We start from the raw sequence: 22555 nt of genomic DNA, 5'->3' as shown, positions 1-22555 counted from the left end.
AGGGAACTCGCGATGAACAGCGAATCCACACTTCTGCGCTCGCTCGACCCCCGCATCTTCGACGATCACGGAGCGGCGGTCAGTTTCGGCGAAGGCGCAACCCTCTCTCGCGCCGACTTGTTTGCCGCCGCCACCGCGGTCGCCGATCAAATCCATGGTGCACAGCGAGTGGCAGTACAAGCCGCCGCCGGCCTCGAGACAGTGGTCGCCGTCGCCGGCGCACTGATCGCCGGTGTTGCCGTGGTCCCGATCCCGCCCGACTCCGGCCCGCTCGAACGTCAGCACATCATCGCCGATTCCAAGGCCGAACTGATACTCGGAGAAGGGCCGACGGATTCGAGTATCCCGTTGATTCCCATCGATATTCACGCGCGATCCGCGACGTCCTATCCCGAACCGAGTGCGGCAGCTACTGCACTGATCATGTACACCTCGGGAACCACCGGAGCTCCGAAAGGCGTTGTCCTCTCGCGAGCATCGATCGCAGCGGATCTCGACGCGCTCGCTCATGTGTGGAATTGGACGCCAGAGGACACACTCGTCCACGGACTGCCCCTCTTCCACGTCCACGGGTTGATTCTCGGCGTGTTGGGCGCCTTGCGCGTGGGTTCGCCGCTGATTCATACCGTCAGACCAACTCCGGATTCGTATGCCGCAGCGGGTGGCTCGTTGTACTTCGGTGTTCCGACCGTCTGGTCACGCGTGTGCGGTGATCCCTCGGCGGCAGCAGCATTGCGATCCGCGCGCTTGCTCGTGTCCGGAAGTGCACCACTTCCGGTTCCATTGTTCGAGCGGATGAAATCGCTGACCGGGTTGGCTCCCGTCGAGCGCTACGGAATGAGTGAAACCCTCATCACCGTCAGCACGACGCACGACGGCGAACGTCGCCCGGGTTGGGTCGGGCACGCCGTTCCGGGAGTCAGGACGAGGTTGCGCGGCGAGAACGGCGAATTGTCGGCGCACGACGGAGAGCAGCTTGGGCAACTGGAAGTTGCGGGCGCCGTTCTCTTCGACGAGTACCTCGGGAACCCCTCGAAGACAGCGGAATCCATGACCGAAGACGGCTGGTTTCGCACCGGCGACATCGCGGTGATCGACGACAGCGGATTCCACCGCATCGTAGGTCGCGAGTCGGTCGACATGATCAAGTCCGGTGGATACCGCATCGGTGCCGGCGAGGTGGAACAGGCACTTCTGGCATACCCCGGCGTTCGCGAGGCCGCCGTCGTCGGTGTGCCGGACGACGATCTCGGCCAGCGCATAGTCGCATTCATCGTCGGGGACGTAGCCGACTGCGCTGTGGTTTCGGACTTCGTCGCCGAATCACTGTCGATCCACAAGCGCCCACGCCAGGTTTGTCTGGTGGACAGCTTGCCGCGCAACGCTATGGGCAAGGTCCAGAAGAAGCTGCTGACGCCCTGAAGGTGTGCTTGTTTCCCTCGAAGCGTGCTCGCTCACTGCCTGGTGACCACGACGACGGCATCAGCCATCCGATCGTGGAAGCCGCGGACGTCCGGTGCGCTACTGATCGAAACGATGATCGCGATCGAAATAGCGACTGTTACCAGAGAACCGAGAATGCTCGCGACACTGCCCAACGACATCGAATTCAGCATGCCGACGAGCTCGTCACCACTACCGAGCATGGCCAACGCCGAAACAGCCGATCCGAGGTACATGGGGATCACGAATGCATTCCGTTTGAAGGACTGCGTCAGGGCCGGACGCGCACCTCCTACCGAGCGAACGCCTATTCCGAGGGCGAGTTTGCCCAGGGTTACCCCGAATGCCGACTCTCCCCATACGAAGTACACGATCGAACCGATCCCGATCAGCAGGCCAATCAGACCCGAACTTGTCCGGTAGGAATCGAAGTCGAATCCGTTTCCGAGCGTCGCGGTGGAGATCATTCCGCCGACGACCGACACAACTGCGAGAATGGCAAAATCGATGAACCGCGCGGCAACTCGTATCCCGACTCCGGCCGGCCGAAACCCACCAGGCGGGAGTGGAACGCCGGTCGGCGCATACCCCGGGTTCGGTTGCGGCACGGCCGGTGGCGGTGCGGCCAGTTGCACGGGGCCGCTACCGGAGCGGGATTCCGGTGCGTTCGAGATGAAGGTCTCGGTCGCAGGTTCGGGTTCGGGTCCGAGTAGACCGAATTGCCCAGCAGCCCTTCGGTCCAACGCCGCATCCACAGCCGGATCACCCAGCGCTTCGAGCCACGTCACAAGATCGTCGTACGTCGACGGATTCGCAGCAATCGCCGGCCGCAACTCCGGCGAACTCGACGCAATCTCGAACAGCACCGCCGCCGGAGTCCGCGGATCCGCAGCCTCGAGAGCACGCCTCGAAGGCTGAACGGGCTGTCCGAGATTCGGTACCACAGCTGTAACCGTGGTGGCCGACGCGAACAGTTGCACCCCCGCATACAAATTCCGAACAGCCGGTGAGACTGTGAGAGCGAGAGCAACCAGAACCACCAGGACCACCATGGCGAGATCGAATATCCATGCACTATAATATATTTCGCCATAGATGGCCGACTGCACCACGAGACGAGCGATCATCAGGACGAGCAAGCCGACACAGACTCCAAGACCGACCTCGCGTGACGGGCGAGGGTCGAGCGAAGAATACCGAAGCGACAGTGATCTGACTCCGACAACGGCAAGAATCCCGAAGAGTATCGCGAGAACTGCGAGCACTAACGCATCTCCCCACGGCACGATGCCAAATTGCGTTGCTGCCATTGCGATCTGAGAGAATCCAACACCGAAGCTCCACACCGCGATCAACAGCATGCCGTTTCGTGCCGCTGCGAGCCAGACGTATCCGGGGTGCGTCCCGTCGCCGACGGACGCAACACCGAATGGAATGAATGTAATTGCGGCTGCGGCAATCAAGAACGTGATGCCGTAGTAGGGACTAGCCGTGACCGTGTGGAACAGCTCGACACTTGTGCCCTCGCTGATCGAGTGGAGCAATCCGGCCGCGAGGAGAGCGATGCCGAGCGCGGCGATGGTGAGGCGCCAGGACGCAAACCGTCTGGCGAGACCGACTGCCGCAACACCCACCACGACGATCGGAACGGCCGACGACGCGAAGAGAACGATCAGGCTCTCGAATGTCTGCGGCCCGTCGTAATATCGGTAGCGACTGACGGAGACCAGGATGTAGATCAGCGCGAGTAGCGCCGAGGCCACTGACGACCCCCAAGCCACAAACACAAGCGGCTTCACCAACGCCAACCATCGCGGCGCGGTTCGAGGGTCGATGCGAATTTCGGCCGCGCGCGGTTGAGCTGCGAGCAGGGCGCCGGCAAGCCCGAACCACGCTCCAGCGCCGACCCCGTTGCCGGTGAAAATACTCGAACTCTCACTGAATCGGAACATTCCACGAATGACGTCGTAGACGACAAGACCCACAACAGTGGCAATGAGGGGTCCGTTGGCCACCAGACGCAGCACACGTATCTGCCCGACATTCCAATTCGGCCCGAGCATTCCGAGTCGCGCCACGTACGGCAGTAACAGCGACGCCAGCGACAGCAGTGTCGGCAGAACCAGAAGCAGCACAAGAGCACTCGAACCGACGCGGGCTATTCCGACGGTCGCACTCCACGGTAAGAAGAGCGACACGAACAGCAGTGCCGCGGCTGTCCCGTCGCGGGTGTAGTCACCGATCCGAATATCCACGAACGCAGATCGCGTCGGTGAATAGCTCTGTGGCGGTGGATACATGCCGTGCGACTGGGGCGAACTGCTTATTGATGGTTCACCGGGTTGACGCGAGTTGTCTTCGGTCATTCGCCAAGCTCCTCAGATGTGGGAAGTGCGCCGAACGGGTCAAGCACTATCGCCGATATTTGGTGGTCCCCGACGAATCGCGATCGTTGCTGACGATCTTGGCGAAGCATTGATCGTTGGCAATCCGCTTCGAATCGCACCACCCGTTGGCCGCATCCGCATCTGCAAACGTCAAGCCTGCGACGGTTATCCACCAACCCCGGAGATCGAAGGTCCGCCATTCGTTACTCCAGAGCAGACGCACCTCCGGATACATGAGACGAAGTTCGAGATGCTGTCGCAGGATCTGGGCAGCAGTCCAATGCACCTGAGCGCCATTGATATCCGCCGCATCGAGTCCGACCCGCTTGGAGGAGATCTGAGCCACCCACCTGTTCGCGAGGTCACCGATCACAAAGGGGCGATCGGCGTCGGCCTGAGCCCGGAGGGCGTCGAGACTCGCAGATTCGACGTCGCCCGTTGTCGGCTGCGCGCTACGTGTGGGTCGGATCGGCGTATTGGTGTCACTTCGCGATGCCGGCCCGGATGTCAGGCTGGTATCACTCGTCCCCTCGTCCTCGCATTCGACGAGTTGAGCACCTGACGCTCTCGAATTGGTCAGACTCGAAGACTCACCGAGAGTGTTCGGCAGCCTCCAGAAGCTACCGAGGTCGTACAGGAACTCGCGCTGGATCGAGTTCGTCGTGTTCGTCCCATCGGTTCGGGGAAGAAAGATCGGCGCATCGGAGAAGTCGAACACCGCCGATGCAACGCTCTGGCCGGTGTCGGTGATCGATACACGAAGCGCGTCGGTGGAGACGATGTCTCCGCTGGGACATGATGCTTTCATTTCCATTAGAACGACGAGACCCTCTGCCTGCGTGCGGTATTCAACCGGCGCCAGGGTCGGTGTCCGTCCGCATTTCGTGACGTACTCGTTGCCTCCGTCGAATTCAGGGACAGCGGGCAGCCTGCCCGGTGCTCCTGACGGTCCGCCGGTCGGTGGGTAGTAGAGGAATCTGTCATTGGAGATCGAGGCGAGTCCGTCGTGGGCCTTCGACCAAGACCAGTGGTTGGTGTGGGAATCGAGGGACCAACTGACAGAGCCGTCGTCGAGTTCGACGGCGAGTACCCTGCCGTCGTTAGGATGGACGAGAATTCGCTCACCGTCCGAGACCGAGTAAGAGAAGTAGTCGCCGATCTTGGTCGACCACAACTGTTCCCCGGTGTCGATTCGGTAGGCCGAGAGCGTGTCCGAGTCGTTGCCCAACACGATGTCGCCGATGATCCGGCGTAGCGAGAAGTGGTCTCCGCCGATGACCGACCACAGCTCGGTGCCGTCGTTCATGTCGTAGGCACCGTGCGAGCCGATGTACGGACGAGAGTTCGATGCCGAGACAAGCCACGGTGATGCCGGTGCGTCTTCGTCAACTCTAAATCTCTCGGCACCGTCACGGTCGGACACGATGCTGGAGTATCCGTCCGACGGAAATGGCATCGCACAGAGGACGCCGGCAAAACCTTGTCCTGGAAGTGCCTCGTAGCCACCCAGATTCGGATTCGAAAGCAGTGCGCCATCGACCGCGTTGAGCGCCGTAGATCCGATGCTCGAGTAATAGACGATGCCGTCGACGATCTCGAACGAATGCGAATCGCCGGATCCGACGCAGTCGGTTTCCGGTGGAGTTGTCGTTGTCCACGCCGCATCGAGGTCGGTGGGGGTTCCGCGCGAAATCACCAGCCCGGACTGGCTACCGCCGACAGTGAAGACCGCTCCGTCGGAAACCTCGACCAAGGTGGCCGTATCGGTGTCGACACTCGAACGAATCGCCCCCGAGTCGAGCGAGAAGGAAACGACTCGAGCTGTTCCACCAGGGTTCCTGACGACACAAGGTAGGGCTGCATCGATCGCTGCGGTCGCACACGACACCGTGCCGGCGACCGGCGTTTGCCATCGAATGGATCCGCTCTCGGCGTCGACTGCAACAAGTTGGGACTGCTGGCCCTGCTGTGGACCGACCGTAGTGATCAGAGTCTGTCCCACGTCGATGAATCTCGCCGTTCCATAGCTCGCACCGAGCGAATCCGGCCACAGAAATCTTCCGCCCGGCAGAACCTCGTCAACGTCCAACGACCACCCTGGCGTCGGCTGCGTCGGGTAAGTGTTGACCAGCTGGCCTGCCACCGGTCCATCGGTGTCTCCCGACCGGAGAATCGTGACAACGGTGACGGCGCCTGCGGCGAGGGCCGCGACGGCGGTAAGGGCTGCAACGGCAACAATCCATCCTCGGCCACGAGATCGAGAGGGCGGAGGATGTCCGGCAACCGGAGCCTGCGGTGGTGAAGGCGGGGGTGGTGGGGGAGGTGGGGGCGGCAACGTCATCGGTTGTGTCTCCCTCTGTCGATCATTCGTCCGCTAGGCAAAGCACTACGACAGGACTCTCTTTGCGAACCCAATCGGCGGTGCACGAAGATGTGGACGTGCCGCGGCTGACTACCCGGTGAGTGGCGCTGCTCGAGCTGCATGAGACCGGACTGACGTATGTCTCGCTGGTCCCGTCGCCCTTGTCTGCCCCGAGCCTTCGTACGACGCAGTCACCTACCGAGGCATTGGCGATGACCGACGCCGTGTCGCTTCCGCTGTACGTCGGCGCCACCGTCCGGGATGTGGTGGTCGCATACGTCGGATAAGTCGTACTCGACGATTCAGATGTGTAGTAGAGAGAAGACGCGCTGTCGTAGTCGTCGAACGCGCGGGTGACTGCATTGGCAATGAGAAACATCCACACAATCGACAGCACCAGAAGCGCGGTGAAGATGTAGCCGATGACCAGACCGGCGATTGCAAGTCCTCGCCCCTGCTCACCGGTTCGTTTGATCTGCGCCAGCGAAATGTGGCCGAGCACAATGCCGACCGGCGCCAGCACGAGCGCCCCGACCAGGGCGGCAATTGCGAGGCCGTTTGTGGTCGGAGGTTGGTACAGAACGCCCTGCGGTTGGGCACTCCAGTACTGCTGCTCCCCACCAGGCGGGGGCGGTGGTGGCGGTGGCGGTGGCGGAAGGGTCACCGAATAAGCCGTCGGTAGCGCATTCCGTGAATCTAGCGACGCCTCGGAGACCTGTCTGTAGTCCGTTTGGCGGATTGATGCAGAGGTGCCGAAATGTGAAGAGTTCTAACCGGCGAGCAGGCTCAGCCGCCGTAGACCTCGGGGTCCAGGGTGCCGATGTACGGCAGATCGCGGTACCGCTCGGCGTAGTCGAGGCCGTAACCGACGACGAACTCGTTGGGGATGTCGAAGCCCACGTCGCGGACATCGACGTCGATCTTGACCGCGTCGGGCTTGCGAAGCAATGTGACGACCTCGAGCGAAGCGGGGTTACGCGTCTTGAGGTTGCGCATCAACCACGACAGCGTGAGACCGGAGTCGATGATGTCCTCGACGATCAGCACGTGGCGACCGGCAATGTCCTTGTCGAGGTCCTTGAGGATGCGGACGACGCCCGAAGACGAGGTCGAGGATCCATAGGAGCTGACGGCCATGAATTCCATCTGCGACGGGATCGGCAGGGCGCGGGCGAAGTCGGTCATGAAGAAGACCGCTCCCTTGAGGACGCCGATCAGCAGGAGATCCCCTTCGGGGGCGCCTGCCGGGTAACGCTTGGCGATGTCCTCAGCCAGTTCCGCCGTTCGTGCACGGATCTGTTCTTCGGAGATCAGTACCGATGCGATGTCGCCCTCGTACACGCGTCAAACCCTTCGTCGGTCTTCGAATCCGAGGATCAGCCTGCCACGTCGCCGGGCCGCCACCAACCTCGCCTCCGGTGTTCCGCCCCCGATCGCGACGCCGCCTTGTCCCCGCCAGTCGGTCACCAGGGCGTCGACCGCCCGTAACTGTTTGTCCGTCAATGCTTTTGCGCCGCCCTGCAGCAGCCAGGCCCGCAGAGCGCGTCGGCGGATTGCGGTGGGCGCTTCGGCAAGTGTGTCCACTTCCACTTCTCCGTCGACGACAACCCGTAGGAGTAGGGCTTCGGCATACTCGTCGAGCGCCTCGCCGTCTTCACGCAACTGCGTCGCGGTTCGGGCCAACGCTTCGGGAACTCCCCCGCCGAGAATTTCTTCGAGCAGCGGCAACGCCTCGTGCCGCAGACGTACGCGAGTGAACTCGGGATTGTTGTTGTGCGGGTCCTCCCACGGCGTGATTCCCAGGTCGACGCAGGCCGCCCTGGTCACCGATCGCCGGATGCCGAGTAGCGGCCGTCCCCAGGGAGCGTCGAATGCAGCCATACCTTGAATCGATCGCCCACCGGACCCGCGCGAGAGTCCGAGAAGCACGGTCTCGGCTTGATCGTCGAGCGTGTGTCCGAGCAGAACCGGGAGGTCAGTCCTGGCGTCGCGCAGAGCGCTGTACCGAGCCTCACGCGCGGCGGCTTCGAGACTCCCACCTTCGGCTACGTCGACGGTCAGCACCGTCGCGGTCCGGCAACCCAGCGCCAGCGCCTGATCCGCGGCAGAGCGTGCGACGGCATCCGAACCAGGCTGCAGCCGATGGTCCACGATCAACGCGTCGACAGAATCGGTTTCCGCCACGGCTGCTGCGGTCAACGCCAATGAATCGGCGCCCCCGGACAGCGCGACGACCACACGGCGTCGTGGCTCGAATGCGAGCGTCCACGCCCGCACGGCCTGTCGCAGCGCCAGTAGGGCAGGCGTCTCAGGCAGCAGCATCTAGCCGAGAACGCGCTTTACCCACGCGTCGGGATTGTCGATCTCGTCGAGCAACGGCAAGGTCTCGGGCCCGGTCCAGATGGTGTTGAACTGCTCCATGCCGACCTTGAGAACCACCGCGTCGACGAAGGCCTTGCCGCGTACGTACTGCGCCATCTTGGCGTCCATGCCGAGCAGCATCTTGATGATCCGCTGCACGGGGTTGGACTTGCGCTGCCGACGCTTGTCGAAGGCCGCGCGGATCGTTGCCACCGACGGCACCACGGCGGGGCCGACGGCGTCCATCACGTGGTCTGCATGCCCTTCGAGGAGGGTGCCGAGTACGAGCATCCGATCCAGCGCGTCACGCTGAGGTTCCGCCTGCGAAGCACGCAGCAGGCCGATGATCCCGCCCGCCGTCGCACCGTCACTGGAGTCGGGTTCCTTCCGCGAGCGCAGTTCTGCAGCAAGGCGCCCGACAACGTCGGTCATCGACTCGTCCACCGTCGCACCAAGCGTTTCGACGGATTCCTTCATGTACTCCGCTAGCCACGGCGAGGACGAGAACTGGACCCGGTGCGTGACCTCGTGCAGGCAGACCCACAACCGGAAGTCACTCGGGTTCAGCCGAAGGGACCGTTCGACGGAGACGATGTTCGGTGTGACCAGAAGCAGGGTGCCGTGCTCGCCGGTGAACGGGTCGTACTGCCCGAGGATCGCCGAAGACAGGTACGCCAGCATTGCACCGGCCTGCAGGCCCGCCGGCTTTCCGACGATGAGATTGCCACTGCCGTCAGGGTCGGCGCCGGTGAGATGTGCCATCGACCGCGAGGCCGCCGTGATCCACCCGGCCCGGTCAAGCACGTCAGCGGCCGGGACCGGTAGACCGTCGGCCAGCCCGGTCACTTCACGAACCGGCAGTTCTGCGCGCTTGGACGCTTCGGCGAGTTCTGCGGTTGCCGTCTCGGCCGTGTAGCGAGACATCGCGGGGCCGCCGCGCGCCAGTTTTATCCCGGCTTTGGCGGCAAGACTCCAGTCGACGGCACCACCGAGCGGAGCCGAGGCTTCATCATCTTGTGGAGTCTTTTCGGCCACTATTGGCACCCGCAATTCCTCAATGCTCCGGCAATCGCGTCCAGGGCAGGACGGCTCACTTCTGGCGGCCGGTCATTGGACATCAGTGCGAAGGTGAGCACTCGCCCGTTCTGATCGACCACGAACCCTGACAACGCGCTGGCCGTCGAGAGAGTTCCCGTCTTGGCCCGCACCCAACCCGCACCGGTTCGGTTTCCGGACGCGTAGCGGTCGGACAAACTTCCTGTTCCGCCGGCCACCGGAAGGTAGTCCAGCAGAGGGCGCAGTTTCGGATCACCGTCACCGGCCGCAGCCGTCATGACGCGATCGAGTACCTGAGCGGGAATGAGATCGTCGACGGACAGTCCGCTGGAATCGTGCAGCGATACACCGGTGTAGTCGAACCCGGCCGCCTGCAGGGTCTTGCCGGTCGCGTCGACGGCTCCGGTGAACGAGGCTTCGATTCCGGAGGCAATCGCGACCTCACGCCCGATGGTCTCTGCGAGCACGTTGTCGGAATGTTCCATCATCTGCAGCAGCCGGTCGCTCAGCGGCGCCGACTGCACGGTGGCGATCGGCTTGGCACCGGCAGGCGCCGCGCCGAGACTCACGTTGGCGGGATCGACACCGAGTGCCTGAGCGAGCACCTTGCCCGCGTCCAACGCGGGAGTTTCCGAACGCGGCGACTCGTCTTGAGTGCCGTCGTACCGACCACCTTCGATCATCACCGATTCGATCGGGGTGATGTAGCCCGCCGCGATGTCAGCGGGGAACCAGCCGGTGGCCATGTTGTCGCCCTTGAACAAGCTCGAGTCGACCACGACGCTGGTCACCGGCGTACCGGCAGCCTTGATCTGGTCGACGAGATCCGCGATGTGAGCAGCATTGGCGTAATACCCGCTCTGCCCCTTCGGCGTCGCGGTCAGCGTCGGGTCACCACCGCCGACCAGAACGACCTGCCCGGGGCTCGTTCCGGGAACCACCGTCGTGGACAGCCGGTGGTCGAGCGGCAACTTCAGCAGTGCCGCCGATGCGGTGAGCACCTTCGTCGTGGACGCGGGCGTCATCGGCGTCGACGGGTCTGCGCTCCACAGAATGTTTCCGGTGAGCGCATCGGCGACAACTCCAGTGAACTTCCCCAGATCCGGGTTGGCGACAGCCGGGCCGATCGCCGCGGCAATTCCCGACGCGCTCGGAATCGGTGCGTCCGTCGGGACGGGCACCACCTGAGGTGACGGCGTCACGAGCGCAGGCTGCGGCGACGTAGTCACGGTCGCACTGCCGGCAGTGTCGTTCGACGTACCGAGTTTCACGACGACAACTCCGGCGACAGCCAGTACAACCACTGCACCGACCGCCAGAAGGATGCGGAAGTTACGTCGTCGACTCTCTTCCAACGAGCCGATCTTCTTCTTTCCTTGGCCCGCCAACGCCCCTCCGTCTGTGCTCTGCCTACTGGGTGGTCAGGCAACCTTATCCTTGACCCGATATCCTTCCGACGAATCATTACCGACACGACAGCGAGGAATCGGCGTGGAGTTCGACGTCACCATCGAGATCCCCAAGGGTCAGCGCAACAAGTACGAGGTCGACCACGTAACCGGTCGCGTCAAACTCGATCGCTACCTCTACACAGCTTTCGGCTACCCGGCCGACTACGGCTTCATCGAAAACACCCTGGGTGAGGACGGCGATCCGCTCGACGCCATGGTCCTGCTCCCCGAGTCGGTCTTCCCCGGCGTCATCGTCGAGGCTCGCGCAGTCGCGATGTTCAAGATGGTCGACGAGGCCGGCGGAGACGACAAGGTCCTCTGCGTTCCGGCCGGCGACCCCCGCTGGGATCACATCCAGGATCTGGGTGACATCTCACAGTTCGAGCTCGATGCGATCAAGCACTTCTTCGTCCACTACAAGGACCTCGAGCCGAACAAGCACGTCGAGGCTGCCAACTGGGTCGGCCGCGCCGAGGCAGAGGCCGAGATCGAGGCTTCGATCAAGCGTCTCGCTGCCAACGGCGGTCACTGAGCTCGAGTTCTCAGGCCTTACGAAAATCCCCGCACATCGGAAGATGTGCGGGGATTTTTGTGCTGTTTTTACTCGCCCTTGCAGTTCCTACTCACCCTTGCAGTTTCTACTCACCCTTGCAGTTTCTACTCACCCTGGAAGACTGGCGGGCGCTTCTGGAAGACGGCGGTGATGGCCTCGGTCAGATCCTGCGAAGGCAGGAACGCCGCGTTCCAGGCTGCGACGTAGCGAAGGCTGTCGTTCACGCTCGCGCTGCGGCTGTGATCGAGCACGTCCTTGATCCCGTGGACGACGAGCGGCGGGTTGAGCGCAATCTCCTTGGCGGTCGCGCGCGCCGCGGCCAGCACTGCGTCGGCATCTTCGAACACGTCGTTGACGAGACCGATCTTCTCGGCGCGCGCTGCGTCGATGTCCTTGCCGGTCAGAGCCAACTCACGCAGGTGTCCGTCACCGATGATCGCGGGCAGTCGCGCGAGGCTGCCCATGTCTGCGACGATCGCGACCTTGACCTCGCGGATGCTGAACTTGGCGTCGGCGCTCGCGTAGCGGATGTCCGCCGCGGTGATGAGGTCGACGCCGCCGCCGATGCACCAACCCTGCACAGCCGCGACGACGGGCTTGCGGCAGTCTGCGACGGCATTGATGCCCGACTGCATGCGCTTGATCATGTCGTGGAATTTGGTGCGCGGACCTGCCTGAGCCTTGTCTGCGAGGACGGCACCGAATTCACCGCTCATCGCCGGCAGGTCCAGTCCGAACGAGAAGTGCTTGCCGGAACCGGCGATGACGATTGCACGCACCTCGGGGTCGGCGTCGAGGTCGGCGAAGATTTCGGGGAGTTCACTCCAGAAATCCGGCCCCATCGCGTTGCCCTTGCTCGGCCCGATCAGCGTCACCTGGGCGATGTTGTCTTCGCGCTCGACGGTGAACGCATTCCAGCTCTTCTGTTCAGTCATTACTCAAGAGTAACTAAAGGTCGGGCTCAGCCGAAGACCGCTGCCTTCATCCGAAGATTCCTGCCTCGTCAAGTACCAGTACGACGAGGGTGACGGCCATCAGGGCGAACATGATGAGCATCGCCATCCTGGCCGCCCGCTCACTTGTGGGCGGAAAAACGCGCTGCGCGGGATGCTCGGCGATGTACTCCGCCATGGACATGGTCCTGGCACGTGAGCGTGTCGGATTCTGTACCGCTGCTGTTGTAGCCATGTCGGTGATCCTTTCAACTACGCAATCTCAGTCAGGTACCCCAAAGGTGAAGTACCCGACTGAGTTCGACTTCTCCAATGTAGACCCGCAGATCGAAGAAGTCAGCGTGAGTTTGGTGCGAATTGCCTGAGAATTAGTCCACACAGGGGATGCCGCCATTCGCGTCGGCCCGGATGGGTGATCCCTGCGCTCCCGTATCGGGAACGGTGCCGGCGGATACCGACGAGTCCGACCGCGCCGGAGCGGCCGAGAACACGGTCTGCGCATTGTCCTCACCGATCAGTACAGACACTGATTCGGCCGCTGCCTGCTCGTTAGGCACTGCGGCCACGCCCAACTGCTCGGCCAGCGCCTCTGCGACGGCTTTGGCGCCGACTCCATAGCTGACCACCGACTTTGCCGTCGCAGCTGCGGTGCTCACCTCTCCGACTTCGACTCCCGACGCTTTCGTCACCGCTGCCAACGCGGCGCCCAACCCGTCCGTCGCGGTTCCGTTGCGGATATCCACAACTTCGTTCCCGGTCGAGACAGCAGTGTCCATCACAGGTGCAGATGCCGAGTCACCTCCCGCGAAGATCCGCGACACTTCACTACGCAGACGCGCCGGATCGACCATGTTGACGTCCTGGCCGTCGACGGTCTCGTATCCCTCGATGGGCAGGGTGTAGAAGTCGATGTTCCCACCTGCGAGAGCGCTTGCCTGAGAAGCGAATCGAACGGGATCCATGGCGGAATCGATCACCACGTCCTTCTTCACCACGTCGGCCAGTGCCGTCATCTTCGGAATGTTTCCGATGACGCCGGAGCCCTTCAAGTTGGCGATCACCGCGCTGATGAAAGCCTGCTGCCGGTGGGTGCGATCCAAGTCCCCGTTGTCCAGGCCGTGGCGTTGACGGACAAACGAAAGTGCCTGTGACGCATCGAGAGTCTGAACTCCGGCCGGGAAGTTGGCGCCCGAGAAGTCATCCTGCACCGGATTGTTGAGGCACACCTGAACGGGGCCGATAGCCGAGACGACGTCGTAGAAGCCCATCAGGTTCACTTCGGCAAAGTGATCGATCGGAACCTTGAGCAGATTCTGCACGGTGGTCAGTGTCGACCGTCTTCCGACTTCACGCGCTTGTTGTTCTCGTGCAGCAGGATCCGTCACACCGTCCGCTACGAGTTTGGCGTCCGCATCAGCCTTCGCCATTCCGTACGCTTCCTTGATCTTGGCCATTCCGTAGCCGGGTACCGCGACGTAGTCGTCGCGTGGGATCGCCACTGCACTGGCCTTGCCGCCATCGCCCGGAACATGGAGCAGGATAAGCGTGTTCGTGTTGTACCCACCCACATCACTGTCCCCCGCATGCAGCTTGTCGGTGACGAACTCAGCCGGCAGGTCGCTGCCGTCCATCGCTTTGCGACTGTCGAGCCCGATCAACAAGATGTTGGTATCCCCGTCGAGAGAACTTCCGGCGTCCTCACCGAGGGCGGAGAGCGCATCCGACCGGTACAGCCCCGACGTCAGATCCGACTGCACGTACCACCCGATTCCGACGCCCACCAGAATCGTCGTCGACAGGGACGCCGCCGCCAGCTTGCGCCCCACCGAGAGCGTCGACCGCTGCGGTTGACGCCTACGCCTGTGCCTGGTTGCCGAGTGTCGAGGTCGCGGTTCCACGGCCGACACGCTATCCACCGTTCCTGAGTAGAACCTGTCGATACCGGACACGGCTGGTCTTTCGCTGAAAGAACGCTGAGAATGAAGTCCGAATTAGGCAAATCTGCTCTAGGCTCCGCCCTGTGGACCGCCGACGCTTCCTCAGTGCCCTCGCAGCAGCAACTCTGACCGGAACCGCCGCGGTGACCATGGGAACCGCGTGTTCGTCACGTTCGGTCGGGACGGCAATCGCTGCAGCCGACGAACCAACCGACCCCGTCCCTGTCCCGGATCTCCCGCCTGCCTTGTTGCCGCCTCCACCGCCGTCTGCCCGGGTGCCGCTGCCCGCCGGCGGATCGTTGACCGCGTTACCCGGCGGTGGGGATCTGTTCGCCCTGACGGTTGACGACGGAGCCAGTTCCGAAGTCGTGCGCCTCTACACACAGTTCGCAAAAGACACCGGCATCCGTTTGACGTACTTCGTCAACGGGCAATACAACTCGTGGACCGAAAACGCCGGACTTCTCAGACCGCTGGTCGAGAGCGGACAAATTCAGCTCGGCAATCACACCTACTCGCACCCGGATCTGACGTCCGTGCCGAAGCAGCAGATCGCCGACGAGCTGACGAAGAACGGCACGTTCCTGCGCAACACCTACGGCGTGGACGCGGCGCCGTACTTTCGGCCGCCTTACGGAAGGCACAACGCGACAGTCGATTCCGTGGCCGCGAGCGTCGGCTACACCGTGCCCACCCTCTGGTACGGGTCACTGTCGGATTCTTCGTTGATCACCGAGGAGTACATCCTCCAAATGGCGAACCAGTACTTCAATCCGGGGGCCATCGTGATCGGACACCTCAACTATCTGCCCGTGACCCACGTGTATCCGCAACTGGTGGACATCATCCGGAGCCGAAACCTGCGGACTGTCACGCTCAACGATGTCTATCTGAAGCCGTGACGCCGTGGTGACCGCAGCCGACAACGAGGTCCCGGCCGACAACACGGCTCCGTCTGTGAAACAACGCACCGAGGCCTGGCTGCTCGCGGACATCACCGAGGAACCAGCCGGACATCTGGGGCCACACCGGATGGCGCCGAAGAAGGAGAAGCGCCACCCGTGGTGGAAGGTGATGTGTCTGACGGGTGTCGATTACTTCTCCACTCTCGGTTACCAACCCGGTATCGCGGCACTGGCGGCCGGCACGTTGGCTCCCATCGCGACAGTCGTATTGATCCTGCTGACACTCTTCGGCGCTCTACCGGTCTACCGGCGAGTGGCTCGCGAGAGTCCGCATGGCGAGGGTTCGATCGCCATGCTCGAGAAGCTGCTGCCCAAGTGGCGCGGCAAGATCTTCGTTCTCGTGCTTCTCGGCTTCGCGGCCACCGATTTCCTCATCACTATGACGCTCTCGGCTGCCGATGCCACGGCGCACCTCGTCGAGAACCCTTTTGCTCCAACCTTTCTCTCCGGACACACCGTCGCCGTCACCCTGGTTCTGCTCGCGCTCCTCGCTGCGGTCTTCCTCCGCGGATTCACCGAAGCGATCGGTATCGCGGTCGGATTGGTCGCCGTCTACCTCGCCTTGAACGTGGTGGTCATCTCCGTAGGTCTGTGGCACATCGCGACCGCGCCGTCGTTGGTCACCGACTGGACGCGCGCCATGACCACCGAGCACGGAAACCCGGCGATGATGATCCTGATCGCGCTGATCGTCTTCCCGAAGTTGGCTCTCGGTCTGTCCGGCTTCGAAACCGGCGTCGCGGTCATGCCGCAGATCAAGGGCGATCCGCACGACACCGAACAGAATCCACGTGGCCGAATCAAAGGCGCACGGCGCCTGCTCACCACTGCGGCGCTGATCATGAGCGGATTCCTGCTGACGTCGAGCCTGGTCACCACCATCCTGATCCCAGAAAACGAGTTCCAACCCGGAGGCGCTGCCAACGGTCGCGCGCTTGCCTTTCTCGCCCACGACTATCTGGGTGAGATCTTCGGAACCGTCTACGATCTCAGCACGATCCTGATCCTTTGGTTTGCCGGTGCGTCGGCAATGGCAGGGTTGCTCAATCTTGTTCCGAGGTATCTCCCCCGCTACGGCATGGCGCCGTCGTGGGCCCGAGCCGTGCGTCCGCTGGTCCTCGTGTTCAGCGTCATCGCCATCACTGTCACGATCTACTTCGACGCCGGTGTCGACGCTCAGAGTTCCGCGTACGCAACCGGTGTCCTCGTGCTCATCTCGTCGGCGACCGTCGCCGTTGCACTGTCCGCTCGTAAGCACGGTCAGCGAAAACTGTTCGTGGGGTTCAGTTTTGTTGCAGTTTTGTTCGTCTACACGACGATCGCGAACATCTTCGAACGTCCAGACGGTGTGAAAGTGGCGTCGTTCTTCATCGCCGCGATCATGGTGGTGTCCTTCCTTTCCCGGATCTCGCGAGCCTTCGAACTTCGGGCAACCTCTGTCGAATTCGACGAGACTGCGCTGCAATTCATCGCCGAGGCAGCCGAGAAGGGTTACCTCGCGATGGTGGCGCACGACGTCGATCGTCTCGACGAGGACGAGTATCGGCAGAAGGAATCGCAGCAGCGCGCCGAAAGCAACATCCCGGAGGCGGAGTCGATCATCTTCATCGAGGTCAACGTCACGGACTCCTCCGAATTCAGCACCGACCTCCTCGTCCACGGCCGACAGCGCGGTGAGCACCGGATTCTGTGGGTCGACAGCCCGGCCGTCCCCAACACCATTGCGGCGGTTCTCCTGCGGACGAGGGACATCACCGGCGTGATTCCCGACGTCTACTTCGAGTGGACGGAGGGAAACCCGATCATGTACCTGCTCCGCTTCCTGTTCATCGGTGAGGGCGAAACAGCTCCCGTGACCCGTGAGGTCCTCCGCCGCGCCGAACCCGACCAGTCCCGCCGGCCACACGTCCACGTCGGTTGACGCGGCAAACGATGAGCAGAGGGTTGGTCCAGGCCATGCACCAGGGAAGATCGCACAGAACGAAGTGCTGCGTGCCTATATTCAGGCGAAACTCGCGGATATCACATCTTGCGTGCGAGGCTCGCCCTGAAACCCATTGCGATGGTGCGGATCGATAGGACGATCGGCCCCCGCTGCACCCACACGTCGAAGCGACTGGCTATCGCAGGTTCGATTCGTCTGTCACCAAGCGATAAAGAACGTATCCAGAAAACACTGTTATGGAGACGACGCAGAGTACGAGCATGATGTCGAAGAAGATAGTCATGTTTCCCCTCATGCGTTCGACCAGAATCGATTCGTTTATCCCCGCGAAAGTTTCTCCGTGAAAATGTCCTGTTCCGCAGCTCCAATCGTGTGAAGGCGATAGCGCCTCACCACCCGAGGCACGGCTCAGCACTACTCAGGGTGAGGGCTTGGCAGTGTCATGCGCTGCGCAAAGGGTCAATTACGATTCCTGATCCGCTGACACGAGGTCGCGGAAGTAGTCGGAGAGACGGTGAGTGCCAGTCCGCTCGCCCACCGACTCACGTTGGAGCCCTTCGATGAAGAATCGAGCCAGCGACGACGGGCGCGGCCCCAGGCGATCCGCGGTCCCGATGACAGGCCGGACGAATCCGGCAGGGACCGAGACCATTCGGGGCCGCTTGTCCACCGCGGCGAACGCCAAGTCCACGATGTCGCGATACCTGTAGATGTCCGGGCCACCGACATTCCACTCACCGGACCCGTCCCCGAGTCGGTCGACACAGAAGGCTGCGAGGTCGGCGCCGTGGATCGGGTTCAGTCGCGCAGTTCCGGCACCGAGGCCGAACGCAAGGCCGCGACGAGCCATGTCGAGGAACTCGGAAGCGTCCGAGAAGTACCCCGAGGGATTGACGATCTGCGAAGCCGCCTCGCTCCGCCGCAGCGCCTCCACGAACGCCGCCTTCGACCGCATCACCATCGAGGTGCCCTCGTGGACATGCATGACGTTGACAAACAGAAACGACGACACCGAGTCTTGCTCCGCCAACTGCAGCAGACGCAAGTTTGCTTGAAAATCGATGTCCCAGGGGTCAGCGTGCTGCCTCGTCACACCCAACGCTGAAACCACCCGGCGCACACCGTGACACAGACCTGGAATCGTACTGCGATCGCCGATGTCTCCGATCACCCACTCGTCTACCAGGCCGCTTAGAGATGGAGCTCCGAACGCCCCCGAGCCCTCTGCCCGATCGCGTGAACGCACCAGCGCCCTCACCCGATAGCCGCGTTGATGGAGCTCACGCACCAGATACCTACCCATATACCCCGTCGCCCCGGCAACTAGTACGGTCTGCGCTTCCACGTGCTCCCCTTCCATTCATGTACTGCCTAGTCCAAGAATACAGTACTGCCATGCGATGACTTCGACACGCCAAAGGAGTTCCTGTCGGCCCACCTGGACAATGGGAACGTCGGGCCACCTCGGATAGCCGGCGACAATGAGATGGAGGAAACGTGATGGCGCGTCCCGCACGACCGTTGGACCCTGTGCGCTCTCGCGCGCTACTCGATGCCGCCGGCGTCGCATTCGCAACACACGGCTTCGAGCGGGCCTCGCTCAACTCGATACTGGCCGAGGCGCGATTCCCGAAGAGCTCCTTCTACCACTACTTCGGGGACAAAACGACACTGTTCGAGCGCGCCGTGGAAGCCGGAATGGACGCGCTGCGCGCAGCGGTAATACCACCGAACATCGACTCACTCGATCAGCACAGCTTCTGGCCGCAGATACGTGACCTCGGTGATCAACTCCAGACCGCCGCCACCTCGGACCCACGCACCCAGATTGTCGGACGCCTGCTTCACGCGGCCGACGTCCCGCCCTCACCCACGCTCGACGCTCTTCGCCACTCGATAACGACCTGGCTCACACACGCACTCGAAAGAGGCCGCGACCTCGGACAGATTGACCTCGACACCCCCCTGGAGCTTCAACTACACCTACTGATCGCCGTCCTCACGGAAGTCGACCGATGGGTGCTCGCCCACAACGCGAACACCGACTCCACGTCCGCGGCACTGCGCGTACTCGAACGCTTGCTCGTCGCGTGATCATGGCTCCTGAATATGTCAATCGGAACTATCAGATAAACGGTTGATTCGGTCTTGGTTCGACACGCCGAGCTGAGCTAGGCGAGAAGGATCGATCATGACCGAAACACTGGATCCCATGGCGGCCGAGGTGGATCAGAAACAGCTGGCCGAGCAACTTCTGGCACAAGCCAAGGAGCACGGCGTGGAGTTGATGGGCCCGAACGGGCTGCTCAATCAACTCGCCAAGAATGTCCTCGCTTTGGATGCGGAGATGACCGAGCACCTCGGCTACGACAGGCACGACTCGGCCGACCGGGGCAGCGGCAAACTCTCGAAACGGTACCGGTCGAAAACGGTCTTCACCGAGACTGTACCGGTGGAGATCGGCGGAGATCGGTGTCCCGCGGGACATCGATTCCTCGTTCGCCCCGCAGATCGTCAAGAAGCGACAACGCCGCCTGGCCGATATCGACGAGATCGCATTGTCCTTGTCCGCAAAAGGAATAACCACCGGGGAAGTGTCCGACCACTTCCAGGACGTCTATGGGGCAACGGTCTCGAAAGACACAGTTTTCGGGATTGCGGACAGAAGCGTTCCGTCCAGCAAGGAGGTTTCTCGGAATGTCCTTGCTTTCTTCGAACCTTCGGAGCGTTTACCCGCGATGAACTCGGTTGGACATGGCCACCGGATACCGCGCATGACCGTAAGACCCTCGCGGATTCTCTCCACAGCACACCCGCCTTCGCATGTCTGAAGCAGGTAATTCAGCTATCTGACGGCCTGAACCTGGTGTTTTCGCCACCACCATGCACCGTGCGCTCGCTCAGAATCTTCGTGCCGTGCCCCCATTTTTGGGGGCACTTGGCGATGTTCGCGGACCTGCAGGTCGCACTCGCGCCATTGCCGCCGCCATTCGAACCGCAATCGCTCGAAACGAAGACGCCGATACCATCGATCAACGTATTCAGGCGGCCGAGGACGGAGGCCTCCCACTGTCGCTCTGGTAGAGCGCGACATCGCTCGGCAGAACCTGCGTGGGATTGTAATTCGTTGCAGTGCATGGCATTTACCATATGTTGGCTATCGGCAATCATTATTCGCACTTGGATTGCAAACTCGAAGTACTCAGACGTGCCCGACCTTGCCGATCAAAGGAGCCATCGGGTGGCACGCTTGCCGATCAAAGAAGCCATCGGCTGGCGCGCTGCCCGCGATGGCGGCTCAGGCGAACCGTTCACCGACCTGTGGATCGAAGAGTTGGTAGCCGAGGGGGCGCATCGCGTCGATGACCGCATTCGCATGCTCGCTTTGGAATCCGTAGCCAATGAACTCGATCAATTGCTCACCGATGTACACATCGAACATTGGGGTGCCCTCCGCGGCAGTCCCTGGCGGGCGCAAGAACTGCCCGTCCCACGCCCAACCTGGGAGATCCTCCACAAATGCCTGCAAGATGCAATCGCGGTCTACAGCATTGACGCCGCTCACGTGCTGCTCGTCGTTTAGCCGCGCGTAGACGTGGGAGAGGTCGAGATCATCGCCTCCCGCCCAGAACGCCAGGTTGTAGCTCATGGCTCTTAGTATGCCTGCGCCTTGACCTCTGTCGAGATTTCTTTACTGACTGCCGAGCAGGTGAGCCGAATTCCGTTCCGATGCAAACCGTCTCGAATCATGTTCTGACGCATTAATTCAGGCAGTGTCGGCCTGAACATGGCAAGATCCGCGCGGTTCAGCGCTGTAGGAGCACTGGAGACAACTCTCGTAACTGGTCGATACCGGCTGTGTGGCGTTCATTCCGCGTTGTTCACTGGATCGATCGGGTGCTGAATTGTCGGGTTCCACGAGGCAGCGGCGACGTAGGACTCGAAGTCGCGCGCGGGTTTACCCAGGACGTGCTGGACGGTGTCGGTGACAGCCGCCGCTTCTCCGTCGCGCACCAGGCCCAGGTATCCATCGAGAACCTGGACGTCTGCTTCGGGAAGCCCCGAGCGATCAGACCGGTGTTGAACTCCACAGGCGCGATGTCGGCGAAAGTTATCTCGCGGCCGGCCGCAGCGGAGATAAGAGAGAACGCTTCGCTAAGGGAGTAGGCGCGGGGACCAGTAAGTTCGTACGTGCACCCCGCGTGGCGCGAATCGGTCAGTGCGGCAACGGCAACCTCTGCGATATCCCATGCGTCGATAAACGACTCCTTGCCCTCACCCACCGGCAGGATCAGCGATCCCGAGAGCACCGCGTCGCGGAAGAAACCCTCGTCGAAGTTCTGGTAAAACGACGACGGCCGCAAAATTGTCCAATCCATCCCGGACTCCTTGACCGCTCGTTCCGAAGTCAGATAGCGCGGATCACCCACGTGATCGGCGCCGCGTCCGGAGAGCTGGACCACCCGGCGCACCTGCTAAACACCGGCCGCGAGCACGCCGCTGCGTGGGTGCAACACGCGCAGTCCGCTTGACCTGCCAAACAGCGTTTCGGACTCCGTGGCGCTGTTCATGTTGTTCGCGAGCCATTCCGCGTCCGGCTGGACCATCGGTTCTCGCAGGCAGCAGCGGCCGCCGTTGTCTTGGATGTAGTGGGTGAAGTCCTCGTTCTCATACCACCGCGTTCTCCGGTGCGGGGTATCATGACACAGCGTGTGGGAGCAGCTGTTTCGGTCGTGGTGATGCCTTCCCGCGAGTCGGTAGAGTCGCTCCCCTGCCACCATGACGTGTGTTTCCATCAACTTCGCAATGCCAAACAACCGTCTCGGGCTCAGCACCGATATCGAGAGTGCTCGACTACAGTCCCTTTCATAGGACGGTCCTGTGGAGTCGGATTTGTGGCGGCATCGTGAGCAGAAGCAATGTGCGAGGTTTCTCCGACAGTCAATCGTTCACCGTTTCGCCGCTCCCTCACAGCCGCGGTGATCAGTTCGGCCGGCTCGTCGGTGACAGCGGTGGCGATGCACACTTGGGGCGCCCACCTCGTCTACATCCCAACGCGTTCCGGCTTGGACCGCTTCATGCTCGGCCCCGCCGAACACGTCGGCCAGATTCTTCCTGCCGCCCACAGGACGGCGCGCCGCG

The 22555-nt window shown here is 62.2% G+C and carries 18 protein-coding genes; 6 read left to right on the top strand and 12 right to left on the bottom strand.

Annotation, left to right across the window (positions count from 1 at the left end):
- Positions 1–12: 12 nt before the first annotated feature.
- Entirely contained in the window at positions 13–1422 is a 1410-nt protein-coding gene (locus RWT78_RS11455) for an acyl-CoA synthetase (RefSeq protein ID WP_314675719.1), read from the top strand.
- Positions 1423–1454: 32 nt separating this feature from the next.
- Here the strand turns inward: RWT78_RS11455 and RWT78_RS11450 are convergent, their stop codons facing one another.
- The 7 genes from RWT78_RS11450 to dacB all read right to left on the bottom strand — a co-directional run bounded on the left by RWT78_RS11450 (position 1455) and on the right by dacB (position 10997).
- The gene (locus tag RWT78_RS11450) at positions 1455–3809 is read right to left on the bottom strand and encodes an RDD family protein (protein ID WP_314675717.1); all 2355 of its coding nucleotides are present in this window, start codon (positions 3807–3809) and stop codon (positions 1455–1457) included.
- 46 nt (positions 3810–3855) lie between these two features.
- Positions 3856–6171 (bottom strand): PQQ-binding-like beta-propeller repeat protein, encoded by a 2316-nt coding sequence (locus RWT78_RS11445; protein WP_218749054.1) that lies wholly within the window; start codon positions 6169–6171, stop codon positions 3856–3858.
- A gap of 22 nt (positions 6172–6193) precedes the next feature.
- Positions 6194–6856, bottom strand: coding sequence for a DUF4190 domain-containing protein (locus RWT78_RS11440; protein WP_314675714.1), 663 nt, complete (start codon positions 6854–6856; stop codon positions 6194–6196).
- 122 nt (positions 6857–6978) lie between these two features.
- Entirely contained in the window at positions 6979–7533 is a 555-nt protein-coding gene (gene hpt / locus RWT78_RS11435; RefSeq protein WP_003941159.1) for a hypoxanthine phosphoribosyltransferase, read from the bottom strand.
- Positions 7534–7536: 3 nt separating this feature from the next.
- Positions 7537–8514, bottom strand: a complete 978-nt coding sequence (tilS, locus tag RWT78_RS11430; protein ID WP_218749050.1) for a tRNA lysidine(34) synthetase TilS — start codon at positions 8512–8514, stop codon at positions 7537–7539.
- Positions 8515–9588, bottom strand: a complete 1074-nt coding sequence (locus tag RWT78_RS11425) for a zinc-dependent metalloprotease (RefSeq protein ID WP_019746776.1) — start codon at positions 9586–9588, stop codon at positions 8515–8517.
- Positions 9588–10997 (bottom strand): D-alanyl-D-alanine carboxypeptidase/D-alanyl-D-alanine-endopeptidase, encoded by a 1410-nt coding sequence (gene dacB, locus RWT78_RS11420; protein WP_021333820.1) that lies wholly within the window; start codon positions 10995–10997, stop codon positions 9588–9590. The genes RWT78_RS11425 and dacB overlap by 1 nt, the downstream gene beginning before the upstream one ends.
- A 103-nt stretch (positions 10998–11100) precedes the next feature.
- Between dacB and RWT78_RS11415 the strand changes: the two genes are divergently transcribed.
- Positions 11101–11592 (top strand): inorganic diphosphatase, encoded by a 492-nt coding sequence (locus RWT78_RS11415; RefSeq protein ID WP_003941181.1) that lies wholly within the window; start codon positions 11101–11103, stop codon positions 11590–11592.
- A gap of 125 nt (positions 11593–11717) precedes the next feature.
- Here RWT78_RS11415 and RWT78_RS11410 read toward each other — a convergent pair whose 3' ends face one another.
- From RWT78_RS11410 to RWT78_RS11400, 3 genes are all read right to left on the bottom strand, one after another.
- A complete protein-coding gene (locus RWT78_RS11410) occupies positions 11718–12548 on the bottom strand; it encodes a crotonase/enoyl-CoA hydratase family protein (protein WP_209911208.1) in 831 nt (276 codons plus the stop codon).
- 46 nt (positions 12549–12594) lie between these two features.
- Positions 12595–12801 carry a hypothetical protein gene (locus tag RWT78_RS11405; protein WP_156519127.1) on the bottom strand — a complete coding sequence of 69 codons (207 nt, stop codon included), beginning with the start codon at positions 12799–12801 and terminating at the stop codon, positions 12595–12597.
- 133 nt (positions 12802–12934) lie between these two features.
- Positions 12935–14464, bottom strand: a complete 1530-nt coding sequence (locus tag RWT78_RS11400; protein ID WP_314675705.1) for an LCP family protein — start codon at positions 14462–14464, stop codon at positions 12935–12937.
- 122 nt (positions 14465–14586) lie between these two features.
- Here RWT78_RS11400 and RWT78_RS11395 point away from each other — a divergent pair, with 122 nt between their 5' ends.
- Positions 14587–15405 (top strand): polysaccharide deacetylase family protein, encoded by an 819-nt coding sequence (locus tag RWT78_RS11395; protein ID WP_003941121.1) that lies wholly within the window; start codon positions 14587–14589, stop codon positions 15403–15405.
- A 4-nt stretch (positions 15406–15409) separates the two neighbouring features.
- On the top strand, positions 15410–17389 hold the full coding sequence (locus RWT78_RS11390; protein ID WP_078377438.1) for an amino acid permease: 1980 nt from the start codon (positions 15410–15412) through the stop codon (positions 17387–17389).
- Positions 17390–17876: 487 nt separating this feature from the next.
- Here RWT78_RS11390 and RWT78_RS11385 read toward each other — a convergent pair whose 3' ends face one another.
- Entirely contained in the window at positions 17877–18758 is an 882-nt protein-coding gene (locus RWT78_RS11385; RefSeq protein ID WP_314675701.1) for an NAD(P)H-binding protein, read from the bottom strand.
- A gap of 155 nt (positions 18759–18913) precedes the next feature.
- On the opposite strand from RWT78_RS11385, the gene RWT78_RS11380 reads away from it, so the two are divergent.
- Positions 18914–19507: a TetR/AcrR family transcriptional regulator gene (locus tag RWT78_RS11380; protein ID WP_021333814.1), complete on the top strand. Its 594-nt coding sequence runs from the start codon at positions 18914–18916 to the stop codon at positions 19505–19507.
- A 350-nt stretch (positions 19508–19857) separates the two neighbouring features.
- Positions 19858–20244: a transposase gene (locus RWT78_RS29205; protein WP_399551759.1), complete on the top strand. Its 387-nt coding sequence runs from the start codon at positions 19858–19860 to the stop codon at positions 20242–20244.
- A gap of 1050 nt (positions 20245–21294) precedes the next feature.
- Here the strand turns inward: RWT78_RS29205 and RWT78_RS11365 are convergent.
- A complete protein-coding gene (locus RWT78_RS11365; protein ID WP_116057313.1) occupies positions 21295–21876 on the bottom strand; it encodes an SDR family oxidoreductase in 582 nt (193 codons plus the stop codon).
- Positions 21877–22555: the final 679 nt, after the last annotated feature.

It is taken from the genome of uncultured Rhodococcus sp. (genome assembly GCF_963525155.1).
In the GTDB taxonomy this organism is placed as follows: Bacteria; Actinomycetota; Actinomycetes; order Mycobacteriales; family Mycobacteriaceae; genus Rhodococcus_F; species Rhodococcus_F qingshengii.
This window is presented reverse-complemented; position numbering and strand designations above follow the sequence as displayed.

Coding starts and splice junctions, on each gene's coding strand:
- RWT78_RS11450 (WP_314675717.1), bottom strand. CDS start 3,809: ATGACCGAAGACAACTCGCGTCAACCCGGTGAACCATCAATAAGCAGT.
- RWT78_RS11410 (WP_209911208.1), bottom strand. CDS start 12,548: ATGACTGAACAGAAGAGCTGGAATGCGTTCACCGTCGAGCGCGAAGAC.
- RWT78_RS11380 (WP_021333814.1), top strand. CDS start 18,914: ATGGCGCGTCCCGCACGACCGTTGGACCCTGTGCGCTCTCGCGCGCTA.
- RWT78_RS11455 (WP_314675719.1), top strand. CDS start 13: ATGAACAGCGAATCCACACTTCTGCGCTCGCTCGACCCCCGCATCTTC.
- RWT78_RS11445 (WP_218749054.1), bottom strand. CDS start 6,171: ATGACGTTGCCGCCCCCACCTCCCCCACCACCCCCGCCTTCACCACCG.
- RWT78_RS11405 (WP_156519127.1), bottom strand. CDS start 12,801: ATGGCTACAACAGCAGCGGTACAGAATCCGACACGCTCACGTGCCAGG.
- tilS (WP_218749050.1), bottom strand. CDS start 8,514: ATGCTGCTGCCTGAGACGCCTGCCCTACTGGCGCTGCGACAGGCCGTG.